Annotated in this window: 13 protein-coding genes, 1 tRNA gene and 1 pseudogene; 14 read left to right on the forward strand and 1 reads right to left on the reverse strand. The window is 58.6% G+C overall.

Features of this window, described 5'->3' with window-relative positions; all coding sequences use genetic code 11:
• Window positions 1–77 precede the first annotated feature (77 nt).
• The 5 genes and pseudogenes from Q5H92_RS25715 (at window position 78) to rplT (ending at window position 4,942) form a co-directional block, all read left to right on the forward strand.
• Entirely contained in the window at window positions 78–1,202 is a 1,125-nt protein-coding gene (locus tag Q5H92_RS25715; RefSeq protein ID WP_305014451.1) for a tetratricopeptide repeat protein, read from the forward strand.
• 138 nt (window positions 1,203–1,340) lie between these two features.
• Window positions 1,341–3,275 (forward strand): threonine--tRNA ligase, encoded by a 1,935-nt coding sequence (gene thrS / locus Q5H92_RS25720; protein WP_305014452.1) that lies wholly within the window; start codon window positions 1,341–1,343, stop codon window positions 3,273–3,275.
• A gap of 271 nt (window positions 3,276–3,546) precedes the next feature.
• A pseudogene (infC, locus tag Q5H92_RS25725) lies at window positions 3,547–4,104 on the forward strand (translation initiation factor IF-3); the annotation flags it as partial.
• Window positions 4,105–4,323: 219 nt separating this feature from the next.
• A complete protein-coding gene (rpmI, locus tag Q5H92_RS25730; RefSeq protein ID WP_046242504.1) occupies window positions 4,324–4,518 on the forward strand; it encodes a 50S ribosomal protein L35 in 195 nt (64 codons plus the stop codon).
• Between the two features lie 79 nt (window positions 4,519–4,597).
• A complete protein-coding gene (rplT, locus tag Q5H92_RS25735; protein ID WP_168672944.1) occupies window positions 4,598–4,942 on the forward strand; it encodes a 50S ribosomal protein L20 in 345 nt (114 codons plus the stop codon).
• A 178-nt stretch (window positions 4,943–5,120) separates the two neighbouring features.
• On the opposite strand, the gene Q5H92_RS25740 is transcribed toward rplT, so the two are convergent.
• Window positions 5,121–5,194 (reverse strand) — tRNA-Met (locus Q5H92_RS25740).
• 130 nt (window positions 5,195–5,324) lie between these two features.
• On the opposite strand from Q5H92_RS25740, the gene Q5H92_RS25745 reads away from it, so the two are divergent.
• From Q5H92_RS25745 to Q5H92_RS25785, 9 genes are all read left to right on the forward strand, one after another.
• A complete protein-coding gene (locus tag Q5H92_RS25745; protein WP_305014453.1) occupies window positions 5,325–5,738 on the forward strand; it encodes an START-like domain-containing protein in 414 nt (137 codons plus the stop codon).
• A gap of 102 nt (window positions 5,739–5,840) precedes the next feature.
• Window positions 5,841–7,295: an LptF/LptG family permease gene (locus Q5H92_RS25750; protein WP_305014454.1), complete on the forward strand. Its 1,455-nt coding sequence runs from the start codon at window positions 5,841–5,843 to the stop codon at window positions 7,293–7,295.
• A 142-nt stretch (window positions 7,296–7,437) separates the two neighbouring features.
• Window positions 7,438–7,713, forward strand: coding sequence for a 30S ribosomal protein S15 (gene rpsO, locus Q5H92_RS25755; protein ID WP_305014455.1), 276 nt, complete (start codon window positions 7,438–7,440; stop codon window positions 7,711–7,713).
• 200 nt (window positions 7,714–7,913) lie between these two features.
• Window positions 7,914–10,085, forward strand: coding sequence for a polyribonucleotide nucleotidyltransferase (gene pnp, locus Q5H92_RS25760; protein WP_305014456.1), 2,172 nt, complete (start codon window positions 7,914–7,916; stop codon window positions 10,083–10,085).
• Between the two features lie 122 nt (window positions 10,086–10,207).
• Window positions 10,208–11,071: a sigma-70 family RNA polymerase sigma factor gene (locus Q5H92_RS25765; protein ID WP_035566352.1), complete on the forward strand. Its 864-nt coding sequence runs from the start codon at window positions 10,208–10,210 to the stop codon at window positions 11,069–11,071.
• A 147-nt stretch (window positions 11,072–11,218) separates the two neighbouring features.
• Window positions 11,219–12,154, forward strand: coding sequence for a thioredoxin-disulfide reductase (gene trxB / locus Q5H92_RS25770; RefSeq protein WP_305014457.1), 936 nt, complete (start codon window positions 11,219–11,221; stop codon window positions 12,152–12,154).
• A 149-nt stretch (window positions 12,155–12,303) separates the two neighbouring features.
• Complete coding sequence (locus Q5H92_RS25775) at window positions 12,304–13,413, forward strand: peptidoglycan DD-metalloendopeptidase family protein (protein WP_305014458.1); 1,110 nt, start codon at window positions 12,304–12,306, stop codon at window positions 13,411–13,413.
• Window positions 13,414–13,565: 152 nt separating this feature from the next.
• Complete coding sequence (bshB1, locus tag Q5H92_RS25780; RefSeq protein WP_305014459.1) at window positions 13,566–14,285, forward strand: bacillithiol biosynthesis deacetylase BshB1; 720 nt, start codon at window positions 13,566–13,568, stop codon at window positions 14,283–14,285.
• A gap of 57 nt (window positions 14,286–14,342) precedes the next feature.
• Window positions 14,343–14,727 (forward strand): type IIL restriction-modification enzyme MmeI (locus Q5H92_RS25785; protein ID WP_369811181.1); only part of this gene is annotated, 385 nt, incomplete at its 3' end.

The following is a 14,727-nucleotide window of genomic DNA, read 5'->3' on the forward strand; positions in this document are numbered from 1 at the left end:
TGGCCACGCAGCTGTTTTCTTTGTAGTAATTCTACGGGCATCCCATGTATGTTAATCGGTTTTTCAGGCTGACTCTTGTGCCGCTGCTTCTGCTGGCTGCCCCGGCCTGCCAAACCGCGCCCGACGAGCGCGCCGATACCTTGGTTAACTTAGCCACCGTGCAAAGCGGCCCTCGCGTACAGGCCGACGAGTTGAACGGCGCCATCGCCCGCGCGCCCCAAAACACCGCCCTGCTGGCCAAGCGCGCCACCCTGCGCCTCGCCGCCGGCCAGCCCCGCGCCGCTCTCACCGACGTGGCCGCCGCCCTGGCCATCGACGACACCGACGGCAGCCTCTACTTTCTGCAGGCCCGCGCCTTCCGGGCCCTGGGCCAGCTCAACGAGGCCCTGGCCGCCGCGCGGCGGGCGGCCGGGCACGGCTTCGGCGGCCCCGAGCTGCCTTTGCTGGTAGGGGAGACGCACCTGGCTGGCCGCAACTACCCCGCCGCCCTCGATAACCTCGACCGTACCCTGCGCCTCGACCCCGACCAGCCCGCCGCCCTTTTCTACAAAGGCTTAGCCTACGCCGCCACGGCCGACACCAGCACCGCCGTGCAATACCTGCAAGATGCCCTGGCCCGCGACCCCCGCGAGCCGGAAATCCTGCACCAGCTGGCTTTTTTGCTCAACGCCTGGCGCATTCCCGCCGAAGCTGCCCGCTACGCCGCCCAAGGCATGAAGCTGGATACGACCTCGGGCCTGCTACGCTACGACTACGGCCGCCAGCTCGAATTGCAGGGCCGCCCCGACAGCGCCCTCTGGTACTACCGCCGCGCCCTGACCCTCGACACCACCGTTTACCGGGCCGACTACCGCCTGGGTCTGGCCGCTGCCAAAGCCAAACAGCCCAAAGCCGTAATCCAGCACCTCGGCCGCGCCATCCGCCGCAACGCCCGCCTGCCCGAGGCCCGCGCTCTGCTGGCCGAAGCTTACGAAGCCCAAAACCGCCTGCCCGAAGCCCTCGACCAATACCGCCGCCTGGTGGCCGAAAACCCGGGCAACGCGCACTGGACCTACAAAGTCTGGAAAACCAACGGACTGGTGCAGGCTTCCCTACCCGATAGCCTACGCACCGGGCCGCGCTACTACTATCGTCGGCCGCTGGCGCCGCATCGTCCGGCGCCTATCGCCCCGCTGCCGACACGCGCCCCGCAAGCCGACTAACGGCGAAAAGGCACTTGCCAAGCCAGCGGGACGTTAATAATCTCGTCATTCGTTATTTCACGGGCCGGATTCCGCTTTAAATCAAGCAACGCGTAACTTGCGCCCCATTTTGCCGCTCAGGCACCCATTCTGCTTTATATGCTCAACATCACCCTCCCCGACGGCTCCCAGCGCCAGCTAGCCGACGGCGCCACCGGCTACGACGTCGCCGCCAGCATCTCCGAAGGCCTCGCCCGCAACGCCCTCGCCGTCACCGTCAACGGTGAAGTCCGCGACCTGCACCGCGCCCTGCCCGACAACGCCACCGTCAGCATCCTCACCTGGAACGACCCCAGCGGCAAATCCACCTATTGGCACTCCTCGGCCCACCTCATGGCCGAGGCGCTCGAAGCCCTGTACCCCGGCGTGAAGCTGGCCATCGGCCCGGCCATCGAAAACGGCTTCTACTACGATGTCGACCTCGGCGAGGGCCGCAGCATCAGCAGCGAGGACTTCCCCGAAATTGAGAAGAAAATGCTGGAGCTGGCCAAAAACAAGAGCCGCTACGAGCGCAAGGAAGTCTCGAAAGCCGATGCCATTGCCTACTTCACCGAGAAGCAGGACCCCTACAAGCTGGAGCTGCTCGAAAACCTCGAAGACGGCAACATCACCTTCTATACGCAGGGCAACTTCACCGACCTCTGCCGCGGCCCGCACATTCCCGACACCGGCACCATCAAAGCTGCCAAGCTCATGAACGTGGGCGGCGTGTTCTGGCGCGGCGATGCCAACCGCCAGCAGCTCACCCGCGTCTACGGCATCACTTTCCCCAAAGCCAAGGACCTCACCGAGTACCTCGAACGCCTCGAAGAAGCCAAGCGCCGCGACCACCGCAAACTGGGCAAAGAGCTGAAGCTGTTTGCTTTCTCCGAGAAAGTAGGAGCGGGGCTGCCCCTGTGGTTGCCCAAAGGCACGGCCCTGCGCGAGCGCCTTGAACAGTTCCTGCGCAAAGCTCAGGTGAAGGCTGGCTACCTACCCGTCGTGACGCCCCACATCGGCGCCAAGGAGCTGTACGTGACCAGCGGCCACTACGAGAAGTACGGCGCCGACTCGTTCCAGCCCATCAAAACGCCCAACCCCGGCGAGGAATTCTTCCTCAAGCCGATGAATTGCCCGCACCACTGCGAAATCTACAAAACCGAGCCCCGCAGCTACCGCGACCTGCCCGTGCGCTTCGCCGAGTTCGGCACCGTGTACCGCTACGAGCAGTCGGGCGAGCTGCACGGCCTCACCCGCGTGCGCGGCTTCACGCAGGACGACGCCCACCTCTTCTGCCGCCCCGACCAAGTGAAGGACGAGTTCATGAAGGTGATTGACATCGTGCTCTACGTGCTCAAGGCGCTGGATTTTAACGATTTCACCGCCCAGATTTCACTGCGTGACCCCGAAAACAAAGCCAAGTACATCGGCACCGACGAAAACTGGGCCCTGGCCGAAAGCGCCATCATCGAAGCCGCCGCCGAAAAAGGCCTCACCACCACCACCGAGCTGGGCGAAGCCGCCTTCTACGGCCCCAAGCTCGACTTCATGGTGCGCGACGCTATTGGCCGCCGCTGGCAGCTCGGCACCATCCAGGTCGATTACAACCTGCCCGAGCGCTTCGACCTCGAATACACCGCCGCCGACAACTCCAAGCAGCGCCCGGTGATGATTCACCGCGCCCCCTTCGGCTCGCTGGAGCGTTTCGTGGCCGTGCTCATCGAGCACTGCGGCGGCAATTTCCCGCTCTGGCTCACGCCCGAGCAGTTCATAGTGCTCCCGATTTCCGATAAGTACAGCGACTACGCCTATCAGGTGAAAGCCCAGCTGGAGCAGCACGACCTGCGCGGCACCGTGGATGGCCGCGACGAGCGCATCGGCCGCAAAATCCGCGACGCCGAAATGGGCAAAATCCCTTATCTGCTGGTAGTAGGGGAGAAGGAAGCCCAGGACAACATCATCTCCGTCCGCAAGCACGGCGAAGGCGACCTCGGCTCCATGCCGCTGGCCGATTTCGTGAAGAGCGTGCAAAGCCAGATGGTAGAGGCAATGTAGTTTCGTCTAAGTGCATAGAACGTCATGCTGAGCGAAGTCGAAGCATCTTTACCGCAATAGTAATTATTTACTCTCGCGGCAGAGATGCTTCGATTTCGCTCAGCATGACGTTCTTTTTTGCCCTTTTAAGCTCCCTCACAAATTCCTTCTGTAATCAGCTTGCCTTTCCCATTTTAAATACCGATATTTGCCCCTTGATAGCCAGGCCTTACCCGGCCTGAACTGCCTAGAATCTCATTCCCCGCCACTTTTTTAGCAGGAGGACCAAACCATAGCAACCCCGAATCGTCGGTACGTGCCCCGCCAGCAGGTGGAAGAGCCGTTCAAAATCAATCAGAAAATCACGGCCCGCGAAGTGCGTCTCGTTGGCGACAACGTCGAGCAAGGCGTTTACCCGACCGACCAGGCCCGCAAAATGGCCCAAGAGCAAAATCTCGACCTCGTTGAGATTTCGCCCACGGCCACGCCGCCCGTTTGCCGCGTCATCGACTACTCGAAATTCAAGTACGAGCAGAAGAAGAAAACCCGCGAGCTGAAAGCCAAGCAAACCAAAGTCGTCCTCAAGGAAATCCGCTTCGGCCCCAACACCGACGAGCACGACTTCGCCTTCAAAGTGAAGCACGCCCAGGAGTTTTTGCGCGAAGGCGCGAAAATCAAGAGCTACGTGCACTTCGTCGGCCGCAGCATCGTGTTCAAGGAGAGGGGCGAAATCCTGCTGCTCAAGTTTGCCCAGGCCCTTGAGGACCTCGCCAAAGTAGAGCAGCTGCCCAAGCTCGAAGGCAAGCGCATGTTCCTCTACCTCGCCCCCAAGGCCGCGGTAGTGGCCAAAGCCGCCGCCTCGGCCAAGCCCGCCGCCCCGGCCGACGCCAAGCCCAAGGCGCCCAAGCCAGCCGAGCCCAAAGCCGACGCCACCGACAAGACCTCCGAACCGGCCCCAGCTCCCGCTGCCGACGCCGCCGAATAGCATTTACCCGGTTGAAGATGGCTTCCCGACCACTGGTCAGTCAGCAATCAACAATCAACAACCAACCCTCCAACAACCACTACAATGCCGAAAGTAAAGACCAAATCCGGTGCTAAGAAGCGCTTTGCGCTCACCGGAACGGGCAAGGTGAAGCGGAAGCACGCCTTCAAATCGCACATTCTGACCAAGAAGACGACCAAGCAGAAGCGCGGCCTGACCCACACGGGCTTGGTAAGCAGCGCCGACATGAACCGCGTGCGTCAGATGCTCAACATCTGAGTTAACTAACAAGCAATTTTCACCAGGCTTCCGGCTCTAAGACTCAATCCGTCGCCGGCTGCCAAAAACTCCCTAGGTTATGCCAAGAAGTGTCAACCACGTGGCCTCGCGCCACCGCCGTAAGAAAATCATGCGTTTGGCGAAAGGCTACTACGGCCGTCGCAAAAACGTGTGGACCGTAGCCAAGAACGCCGTTGAAAAAGGCCTGCTCTACGCTTACCGCGACCGTAAAGTAAAGAAGCGCGAATTCCGCGCCCTCTGGATTCAGCGTATCAACGCCGGCGCTCGTGAGCACGGCCTGTCGTATTCGCAACTGATGGGCGGCCTGAAAAAGGCTGGCATCGAGCTCAACCGCAAAGTGCTGGCTGACTTGGCCCTGAACCACCCCGAAGCCTTCAAAGGCATCGTGGAAAAAGCGAAATAGTCGCTTCCGGCCGCTATTGACCAAGAAGACGCTGGCCACTGAGTGGGTCCAGCGTCTTCTTGTTTCAGGCTTTCCCAATTTCGCGCCGTTTGATACGTTGGGCCGCTAGGCTGACGTTTGACAAAAAGGCCGGAAACGAAAAAACCGCTCCAGCGCAATGCTGAAACGGTTTTCGATGTAGCGGGAGGCGGGCTCGAACCGCCGACCTCAGGGTTATGAATCCTGTGCTCTAACCAGCTGAGCTACCCCGCCGGGTTTTGTGGGTGCAAAGGTACGCTGACGAAAAGCCGCCGTGCAAGCCCACAGGCCAAAAAACACTGTTTTTATCTTGCGCCCCGTTGTTTTCAAACCAGGGAGGGCGCCGAATTTCCGACTTCCTCTGATGGCTTTATCTGATACTCAAACGAAAGCGCGCTTCGTGGTGGAATTCCCCATCAATGCCTCGCCCAAAATTCTTTTCCCTTATCTGGCCACCGCCTCGGGCCTTTCCCAGTGGTTTTGCGACGATGTGCGCTATGTGGAGGGCCAGCGCCTCAATTTTATCTGGGACAACGACAACCATTACGCCGAAATTTCGGGCCAGCGCCTGAATCGTGCCGTGCGCTTCGTTTTCCTCGATGAGCAGCGCCAGCCCGTGACCGATGCCAGCTTCCTGGAGTTCACCCTCGACTCCTCGCAGGTGACGGATGAGGTTTACTTGCGCGTAATTGATTATTCGGCGGCCCACGATGCGCGCGAACAGCATGAAATGTGGGAAGGCCTGGTGGGCAAATTGCGCGAGCAGGTGGGAGGATAGGCTGAAATTTGGCCAGACCGGGTATTTCCGGGCCTAGCGGTACTTTTTCCTTCCTGTCATCGTTTTGCCCAAAGCCACAACCGATGCCAAGGGGCACATTTTATGCTTAAGAAGCTCGATAAACTTATTCTTAAGGCCTTTGCCGGGCCCTTCCTGCTCACATTCGCCGTAGTGCAGTTCATTCTGCTCACCCACACGCTGTTGAAATACCTCGACGATATCATCGGCAAGGACTTGGGCACGGGGGTATTGCTGAAATTGCTATTCTACTTCAGTGTCCTGATTGTCCCTGTTTCGCTGCCGTTGGCCGTACTGCTGTCGTCGCTGATGACGTACGGCAACCTAGGCGAACACCACGAACTGACGGCTATTAAAGCCTCTGGCATTGCGCTAACGCGCATTTTGCGCCCAGTGCTGCTGTTGACAGCGGCGCTGGCCGTAGGCGCTTTCTGGTTTAACGAAACGATTGTGCCGCGCGCTAATCTGAATGCCTACAGTTTGTTGTGGGATGTGCGCCAGCAGAAATTGGCCTTGGATATCCGGGAAGGCGTTTTCTACAACGGCATTCCCGGCTACACCATCAAAGTGAATAAGAAAACCGGCGAAAACGGTGACCGACTGCACGGCGTTATGATTTACGACCATACCCAGAAGTCGGGCAACGCTACTGTGATGCTAGCAGATTCAGGCCGTATGCGCACAACACACGGTGGCGGGTATTTAGCTTTTGAACTCTTTCATGGCCACAACTACGTGGAGCAGCCCGATGCCCAAGACCGGGCCGGAGCAAGCTTCGTTCGCCAGGCATTCGACCACAACGTAATTACGTTTTCGCTCGCTTCCTTCGGCATGACGACAACTAAAAAAGAGTTGTTTGCGCAAAACCGGATGATGCTGAACATACCACAGCTACACTACGCCACCGATTCGGTGCAGAAAAAAATGCACCGCGAGGAGCAACTTCTGCCGATGCAGATGAATTCGTACTATTCTTATTTGCGCTTTGATACGACGGGACGGGCGGCCAATCGCAAAGTAGAAGGCTGGCAGGTGCCCGTGAAGCGGCTGGCTACGCTGACGCCGCCGGTTATGGAGCAGGCCCTCAATCGCGCCCGCAACCTGAAAACATATGCCGATTCCTCGGCGGAGCGACTGACGGACTTGGCCAAAAATTCGGCCTTGTTTCGCATTGAGATTTTTCGCAAATATTCGCAATCCGTTGCAGTACTGCTCATGTTTTTGATTGGCGCGCCGCTTGGTTCCATTATCAAAAAAGGCGGCTTGGGTGTGCCCATTCTCATTTCCATCCTCTTCTTCATCGTGTACTACGTGCTCAGCATCATGGGCGAGAAGTACGGCCGCGAGTTTGTGATGCCGGTGGGCATCGGCATGTGGATGTCGAATCTGGTGCTGCTGCCAGCGGGGTTGTTTTTCCTATATCAGGCGTACAACGACTCCGGCTTGCTGGAACTGGATTTCTGGCGTCGGCTGCCGCAGCGGCTGGGCATTCCGGCCCTGCGCAAAATCACGGAGCCGGAAGAAGAGTTGGTGGCTTAAGCGTCGGCTTCTACGACAAAACTTTCGACGCTGCTTTCATCCTGTTTTTAAATTTCGTACCTTTGCGGCACCCCAATGTGTGGGGTAGTCAAATTTTCTTTTTTCATCCTAAAATCTAAGACGGGGTCACACCTATCAACCGATGATTTTAAATACCGAAGCCAAACAGGCCATCTTCGAAAAGAACAGCCTGCAGAAGTCAAAAACCGATACCGGTTCGGCCGAGTCGCAAATCGCCCTCTTCACCCACCGCATCACCCACCTCACCGAGCACCTCAAGGTGAACAAGAAGGACCACAGCACCCGTCTGGGCCTCCTGAAGCTCGTAGGTAAGCGCCGCAGCATGCTGGATTACCTGCAGCACCGCGAAATCAACCGCTACCGCGCCATCATCAAGGAGCTGGGCATCCGTAAGTAAGTCCAGAATCTGAGAGTAGGGAGCCTTCCAACGAAGGTTCCCTACTCTTTTTTTGTTCGGGTTGGTTTGGCGCCGAGGCTACCCCCGACGGTTGGTTTTATCGGCGCACCGCTGTTATCAATACCTGAGTAACGAGGGCCGCTGGCGGCACTCGTTTTTGGCTGCTCGCCCGCTGTCGCTTTTCCAAGCAAACCCCGCTGATGTCCCAACCCCACGCCATTACCAAAACCCTGGCGCTGCCCGACGGCCGCGTCATCTCCATCGAAACCGGCAAGCTGGCCAAATTCGCTGACGGCGCCGTCGTGGTGCGTCTCGGCGACACCATGCTGCTCGCCACGGTGGTGTCGGCCCCGAGCCAGCGCGAAGGCGTTGATTTCCTGCCGCTGTCGGTTGATTACCAGGAGAAATTCGGCTCGGCCGGCAAGATTCCCGGCTCGTTTCAACGCCGCGAAGGCCGCTTGAGCGACTACGAAATCCTGATTTGCCGCCTCGTCGACCGCATCCTGCGGCCGATGTTCCCCAAAGACTACCACTACGAGGTGCAGGTGATGATTACCCTCATCTCGGCCGATAAAGAAGTGCAGCCCGACGCGCTGGCCGCCCTGGCCGCCTCGGCCGCGCTGTCGATTTCTGATATTCCGTTTGCTGGCCCGATTTCGGAAGTGCGCGTGGCGCGCATCGACGGCCAGTTTCAGATTAACCCCAAGACCTCCGACCTTGCCCGCGCCGACATGGACCTGATGGTGGGCGCTACGGCCGACTCGGTGGCCATGGTGGAAGGCGCCATGAAGGAAGTGAGCGAGGAGGAAATGGTGGCGGCCATTGCCTTCGGCCACGAAGCCATCAAGGCCCAGTGCCAGTTGCAGAAGGAACTAGCGGAGGCCGTGGGCCGCACGCCGGAGTCGCAGCCCCGCGAGTACCCCAAGTACGAGGAAAACGAGGCGCTGAAAAAGCTCATTCAGGAAGGCGTTTACCAGGGTGCTTACGACGTGGCCCGCTCGGGCAACACCAGCAAGGGCGGCCGCAAGGAAGGCTTCTCGGGCGTGAAGAAGGCGTTCCTCGACAAACTCGTGGCCGAGCAGCCGGAGCTGGACATGAAAATGTTCAGCCGCTATTATGGCTCGGCCGAGAAGAAGGCCATTCGCGACATGATGGTGAAGGAGCGGGTGCGCCTCGACGGCCGCCAGCTCACCGAAATCCGCCCCATCTGGTCGGAAATCAACTATTTGCCCGGTGCGCACGGCTCGGCCATCTTCACCCGCGGCGAAACCCAAAGCTTGACTACGGCCACGCTCGGCACCAAGCTCGATGAGCAAATTATCGACCAGCCGCTGACCAAGGGCTACTCGAAGTTCATGCTGCACTATAACTTCCCCGGTTTCTCGACCGGCGAAGTGAAGCCAAACCGCGGCGCTGGCCGCCGCGAAATCGGCCACGGCAACCTGGCCCTGCGTTCACTGCGCCAGGTGCTGCCTTCGGAAGAAGAAAACCCCTACACCATCCGCATCGTGTCGGACATCCTGGAGTCGAATGGCTCCAGCTCGATGGCTACCGTGTGCGCCGGTTCGCTGGCTTTGATGGACGCGGGTGTGAAAATTACGTCGGCCGTGGCGGGTATCGCCATGGGCTTGGTGCAGGATAAGGAAACCGGTGAGTACGCGGTGTTGAGCGACATTCTTGGCGACGAGGACCACCTTGGCGACATGGACTTCAAGGTGACCGGCACGGAGAAAGGTATTTGCGCTTGCCAGATGGACATTAAAATCCAGGGTCTGAGCAATGAGATACTGACCGCTGCTTTGCATCAGGCACGGGAAGGCCGCTTGCACATTCTGCGTGAGATGGCGAAGACGATTTCGGCCCCGGCTCCGGAGCTGAAACCGCATACCCCGCGTTCGCACAAGATGCTCATCGACAAAGAGTTTATTGGTGCGGTAATCGGGCCGGGCGGCAAGGTGATTCAGCAGATTCAGAAGGACACCAATGCCACGGTGATTATTGAGGAGAAGGACGAGAAGGGCCACGTGAGTATTTACGCCTCCAACCAGGAGGACATGCAGGGCGCCATCGACCGGATTCGCGCCATCGCGGCCCAGCCCGAAGTGGGCGAGGTGTACAAAGGCAAAGTGCGCAGCATTCAGCCCTACGGCGCTTTCGTGGAGATTATGCCGGGCAAAGACGGCCTGCTGCACATCTCGGAAGTGACGCACGAGCGGATTCAGACGCTGGAAGGCCTGTTGGAAGTGGGTCAGGACATTGACGTGAAACTGGTGGAAATCGATAAGAAAACCGGCAAGTACCGGCTCTCGCGCAAAGTGCTGCTGCCGAAACCGGAAGGTGCGGCTGCCAGCAACGGCGAAGCCAAAGCCTAAGCCCAACCGTAGGCCTGAACTAATAGCAGAGGAAGCCTGTTGGCTTCCTCTGACTTAGGGACTGCCCGAACGGACTTTTCTTTCGTATAACCCCATCAGATATCGTTCTTACCTAGTCCCCCATGAGACAGCTAAAAATTAGTAAGCAGATTACCAACCGCGAAAGCCAGTCGCTGGACAAGTACCTCCAGGAGATTGGCAAGGTTGATTTGCTCACGCCCGATGAGGAGGTGACGCTCGCGCAGCGCATCCGCGACGGGGACCAGCAGGCGCTGGAAAAATTGACCAAAGCCAACCTGCGTTTCGTCGTGTCGGTTGCTAAACAGTATCAGAACCAGGGCCTTTCGCTGGGTGACCTTATCAACGAAGGCAACCTCGGCCTCATCAAAGCCGCTAAGCGCTTCGACGAAACCCGTGGTTTTAAATTCATTTCGTACGCCGTTTGGTGGATTCGTCAGTCGATTCTGCAAGCCTTGGCCGAGCAGAGCCGCATTGTGCGTCTGCCTCTGAACCGGGTGGGTTCGCTTAACAAAATCAGCAAGTCCTTCTCCGAGTTGGAGCAGAAATTTGAGCGCGAGCCTTCGCCCGAGGAAATTGCTGAAGTGCTGGAACTGACTACTTCGGAAGTGGTGGACACGCTGAAAATCAGCGGCCGCCACGTGTCCGTGGATGCGCCTTTTGTGCAGGGCGAGGAAAACCGTCTGCTCGACGTGCTCGAAAACGAGGACGAGGAGTCGCCGGACATGGCCCTGATGAATGACTCGCTCCGCAAGGAAGTGCAGCGGGCGTTGAGCACGTTGACCAAGCGCGAGGCCGATGTGATTACACTCTACTTCGGGCTGAATGGCGAGGCTGCGCTGACGCTCGAAGAAATCGGTGAGAAGTTCAACTTGACCCGTGAGCGGGTGCGTCAGATTAAGGAAAAGGCCATTCGGCGGTTGCGGCACACGTCGCGCTCGAAGGCGCTGAAACCGTATCTGGGCTAACTTCTGCTTAGTTTTGTTGTTGCAAAAACCCCGGCTGTAAGGTTGGGGTTTTTTGTACAACCTGTGCGGTGAGCTTGGGCTTACCGTGAGACTTTTATCTTGAAAAATAGCTTCAACACGGCAAGCGAAAGCTTGCCGCCCAACGCAATGGCTGAACACATTAAATGTCTGATTATTGGCTCCGGCCCGGCTGGCTATACTGCGGCGATTTATGCGGCCCGAGCCAACATGGCGCCCGTGATGTACATGGGTTTGCAGCCCGGCGGCCAGCTCACTATTACGAATGACGTAGAGAATTTCCCCGGCTACCCGGATGGAATTATGGGGCCGGAGATGATGGAGGACCTGAAAAAGCAGGCCACCCGCTTCGGAACGGATATCCGTTACGGCATTGCCACGGCGGTAGATTTTTCGGTGACGCCGCGCAAAATCACTATTGATGAAAGCACGGAGCTGACTGCTGACGCCGTGATTATTGCCACTGGTGCTTCGGCCAAGTGGCTGGGGCTGCCCTCGGAAGCCAAACTGAACGGCTCGGGCGTGTCGGCCTGCGCGGTGTGTGACGGATTCTTCTACCGCGGGCAGGAAGTGGCCATTGTGGGCGCCGGCGATACGGCAGCGGAGGAGGCGACCTACCTGGCCAACCTGGCCAGCAAGGTGACCATGATAGTGCGCAAGAGCGAAATGAAGGCCTCGAAAATCATGCAGAAGCGCGTGCTCGACAACCCCAAGATTGAGGTGCTGTTCGATACGGTGACGGATGAGATTCTGGGCGAGCACGCGGTGGAAGGTGTGCGCGTGAAGAACGTACTGACGCACGAAACGCGGGAGATTCCGCTGACGGGCTTCTTTGTGGCCATCGGGCACGAGCCGAATTCGAAGATTTTCCAGCCCTACCTGCACCACGACGAGCAGGGCTATTTGAAAACGATTCCTGGCAGCAGCAAGACCAACATCGACGGCGTATTTGCTTGCGGCGACGTACAGGACTACACCTACCGGCAGGCCGTGACGGCTGCTGGCACCGGCTGCATGGCCGCGCTGGATGCCGAGCGGTACCTCGCGGCAATGGGCATACACTAAATTTTGTGTTACCGTGTTAGTTAAAGACGTGTTAGAAAGAGCGAGCTTTGTGGTTCGTCCTTTCTAACCGTTTTGTTTTAGACCAAACGGCGTGTTGACAAGTACTTAAGTTCTTATCAACGGCCTTTCTCTGCTTGCTTTTGATATTCTTGAAAATAATTCGTTGGCGCCCGGCGCTGCTGCTGCTGGCTTTGTTATTGTTGCTGACCGGCTTGAGCCCTGCGCAGGCGCAGCGCCGCAAACCGCCTCGTACCAAGGCCAAAGCCGGCAGCACGTCCGGCAAGTCGGACTTCTTTCGCATCAAGACCCCCAAGATGCGCTACGTGCGGCCGGACACCACCACGGTAATTGAAACCGAGGAAATCCCGGATGAGAATTCGGATGCCGCGAAGTCCATTTACTTCAACCCGGCCAAGAAGCTCAGCATTGTGAGCGAAGACACGACGACGCTGAACGAGGGCGGGCAGGAAATTGTGGAGATGTCGGAGGAGGTGCTCATCGACTCGTCGTGGGTGAAAGTAGCGGGCTACTACTCCATTTGGGACACGCACCGGGTGAACCCGTACCGCGTGGATGGCCGCAGCTACCGCGACTCGCTGAAACTACGGCTCACCGACCCGCCCCGGCAGCGCTATGCTAAAATGCCGCTTGTGACGACACCCATTACGTCGGGCTTTGCCTTCCGGGGCTACCGCTGGCACTACGGCATGGACTTGGATTTGGAAACCGGCGACTCGGTGAAAGCCGTGTTCGATGGCGTGGTGCGGATTCAGGCCTGGGACGGCGGCGGCTACGGCAACTACATTCTGGTGCGGCACTACAACGGGCTCGAAACCGTGTACGGCCATCTGAGCAAGTCGCTGGTGACGGTGGGCACCTTCGTTAAAGCCGGCCAGCTTATCGGCTACGGCGGCAGCACGGGACGTAGCACGGGCTCGCACCTGCACTTCGAGGTGCGCTACCAGGGCAACCCCATCAACCCGGTGCTGATGTACGACTTTCCCGGCTACAAGCTGCGCAAGGACAATTTTACTATTACCTCTCAGCTGTTCAACTACTACAGCCGGGCGCTGGGGCACCGTAGCAGTAGGAGCAGTGGTTCGCCTTCTCGGGCCCGGCAGGTGGTCACGCACCGGGTACGCTCGGGCGATACGATGTCGGAAGTGGCCGAAAAGTATGGGGTGCGCGTGAGCACCCTGCGCAAGCTGAACCCGGGCGTGAAGACCTTGCAGCCGGGTAAGAAGCTGCGGATTAAATAAGCGCCGCCAGCACCAAACAGAACGTCATGCAGAGCGCAGCGAAGCATCTTGCCCGCCACCACTAATCAATTGTTTTTAGTGACTGCAAGCAAGATGCTTCGCTGCGCTCTGCATGACGTTCTTTATTCTATTAATTCATCAAAACTGACCTAATGAAACTTGACATCCTGGCTCTTGGCGCCCACCCCGACGATGTAGAAATGTCCTGCACCGGCACGCTGCTGGCCAGTATGGCCGTGGGCAAGAAAGTTGGGATTGTTGATTTTACGCGCGGCGAGCTGGGCACGCGCGGAACGCCCGAAACCAGGGCCGAAGAAGCGGCAGCTTCCAACAAAATCCTGGGCATCGATATCCGCGAAAACTTAAGCATGGCCGACGGCTTCTTCCGCAACGACCGGGAGCATCAGTTGCTGCTCATTGCCGCCATTCGGCGCTACCAGCCTGAGGTGGTGCTGGCCAACGCCATCACCGACCGCCACCCCGACCACGGCAAGGCCGCCCAGCTGGCCGTGGATGCCTGCTTTCTGAGCGGCCTGCGCATGATTGAGACGCGAGACGAAAACGGCCAGCCCCAAGAAGCCTGGCGCCCCAAAAACGTGTACCACTACATCCAGGACCGGCAGCTGCCGCCCGATTTCGTGGTTGATATTACGCCGCACTGGGAGAAGAAATGGGAAGCCATTCAGGCGTTCAAAACCCAGTTTTTCAACCCTGATTTGGACGCCCCGCAAACCTACCTTTCCAGCCAGGCCTTTGGCCGGTTTATGGAAGCACGGGCCCGGGAATTCGGCCATATTATTGGGGTAGAGTTTGGCGAAGGCTTCACGGTGGCGCGGCCGGTAGGCGTGCGCGAGGTGGGCGACTTGCTTTAGAAAGTAGTATCTAGCACCGGGATACGTCTCTTTCTTCTACCATTTCGCTTCTACCCGGTGAATTTCCTCGAATTTGAAACCCGTTGGCTGAAAGCCGGCGGGGCCGAGCGCGCTAACTACAGCCTGTTCCTTCAGGATTTGTGCGATTTAATCGGCGCACCCCGGCCCGACCCCACCACCGACAGCCCCACGCAGGATGCCTACGTGCTGGAGCGCGCCGTCGCGTTTGACGATGGTGGCGGCAAGCAATCCATCGGCCGAATTGACTTGTACAAACGCGGCTGCTTCGTGCTCGAAACCAAACAGGGGGTGAGTCGTACGGATGAGGTTTCAGGTGAATATAAAACCGCGCGGCGCGTGTTAAACGGACCTCGGACCTCGGACCTCGGACCTCGGACCTCGGACCTCGGACCTCGGACCTCGGACCTCGGACCTCGGACCT

Source organism: Hymenobacter mellowenesis (genome assembly GCF_030581005.1).
GTDB lineage: Bacteria > Bacteroidota > Bacteroidia > Cytophagales > Hymenobacteraceae > Hymenobacter > Hymenobacter mellowenesis.

Bases quoted from the DNA above. Each gene is read 5' to 3' on its own strand.
- thrS (WP_305014452.1), top strand. From the start codon at position 1,341: ATGCTCAACATCACCCTCCCCGACGGCTCCCAGCGCCAGCTAGCCGAC.
- rpmI (WP_046242504.1), top strand. From the start codon at position 4,324: ATGCCGAAAGTAAAGACCAAATCCGGTGCTAAGAAGCGCTTTGCGCTC.
- rplT (WP_168672944.1), top strand. From the start codon at position 4,598: ATGCCAAGAAGTGTCAACCACGTGGCCTCGCGCCACCGCCGTAAGAAA.
- Q5H92_RS25745 (WP_305014453.1), top strand. From the start codon at position 5,325: ATGGCTTTATCTGATACTCAAACGAAAGCGCGCTTCGTGGTGGAATTC.
- Q5H92_RS25750 (WP_305014454.1), top strand. From the start codon at position 5,841: ATGCTTAAGAAGCTCGATAAACTTATTCTTAAGGCCTTTGCCGGGCCC.
- rpsO (WP_305014455.1), top strand. From the start codon at position 7,438: ATGATTTTAAATACCGAAGCCAAACAGGCCATCTTCGAAAAGAACAGC.
- pnp (WP_305014456.1), top strand. From the start codon at position 7,914: ATGTCCCAACCCCACGCCATTACCAAAACCCTGGCGCTGCCCGACGGC.
- Q5H92_RS25765 (WP_035566352.1), top strand. From the start codon at position 10,208: ATGAGACAGCTAAAAATTAGTAAGCAGATTACCAACCGCGAAAGCCAG.
- trxB (WP_305014457.1), top strand. From the start codon at position 11,219: ATGGCTGAACACATTAAATGTCTGATTATTGGCTCCGGCCCGGCTGGC.
- bshB1 (WP_305014459.1), top strand. From the start codon at position 13,566: ATGAAACTTGACATCCTGGCTCTTGGCGCCCACCCCGACGATGTAGAA.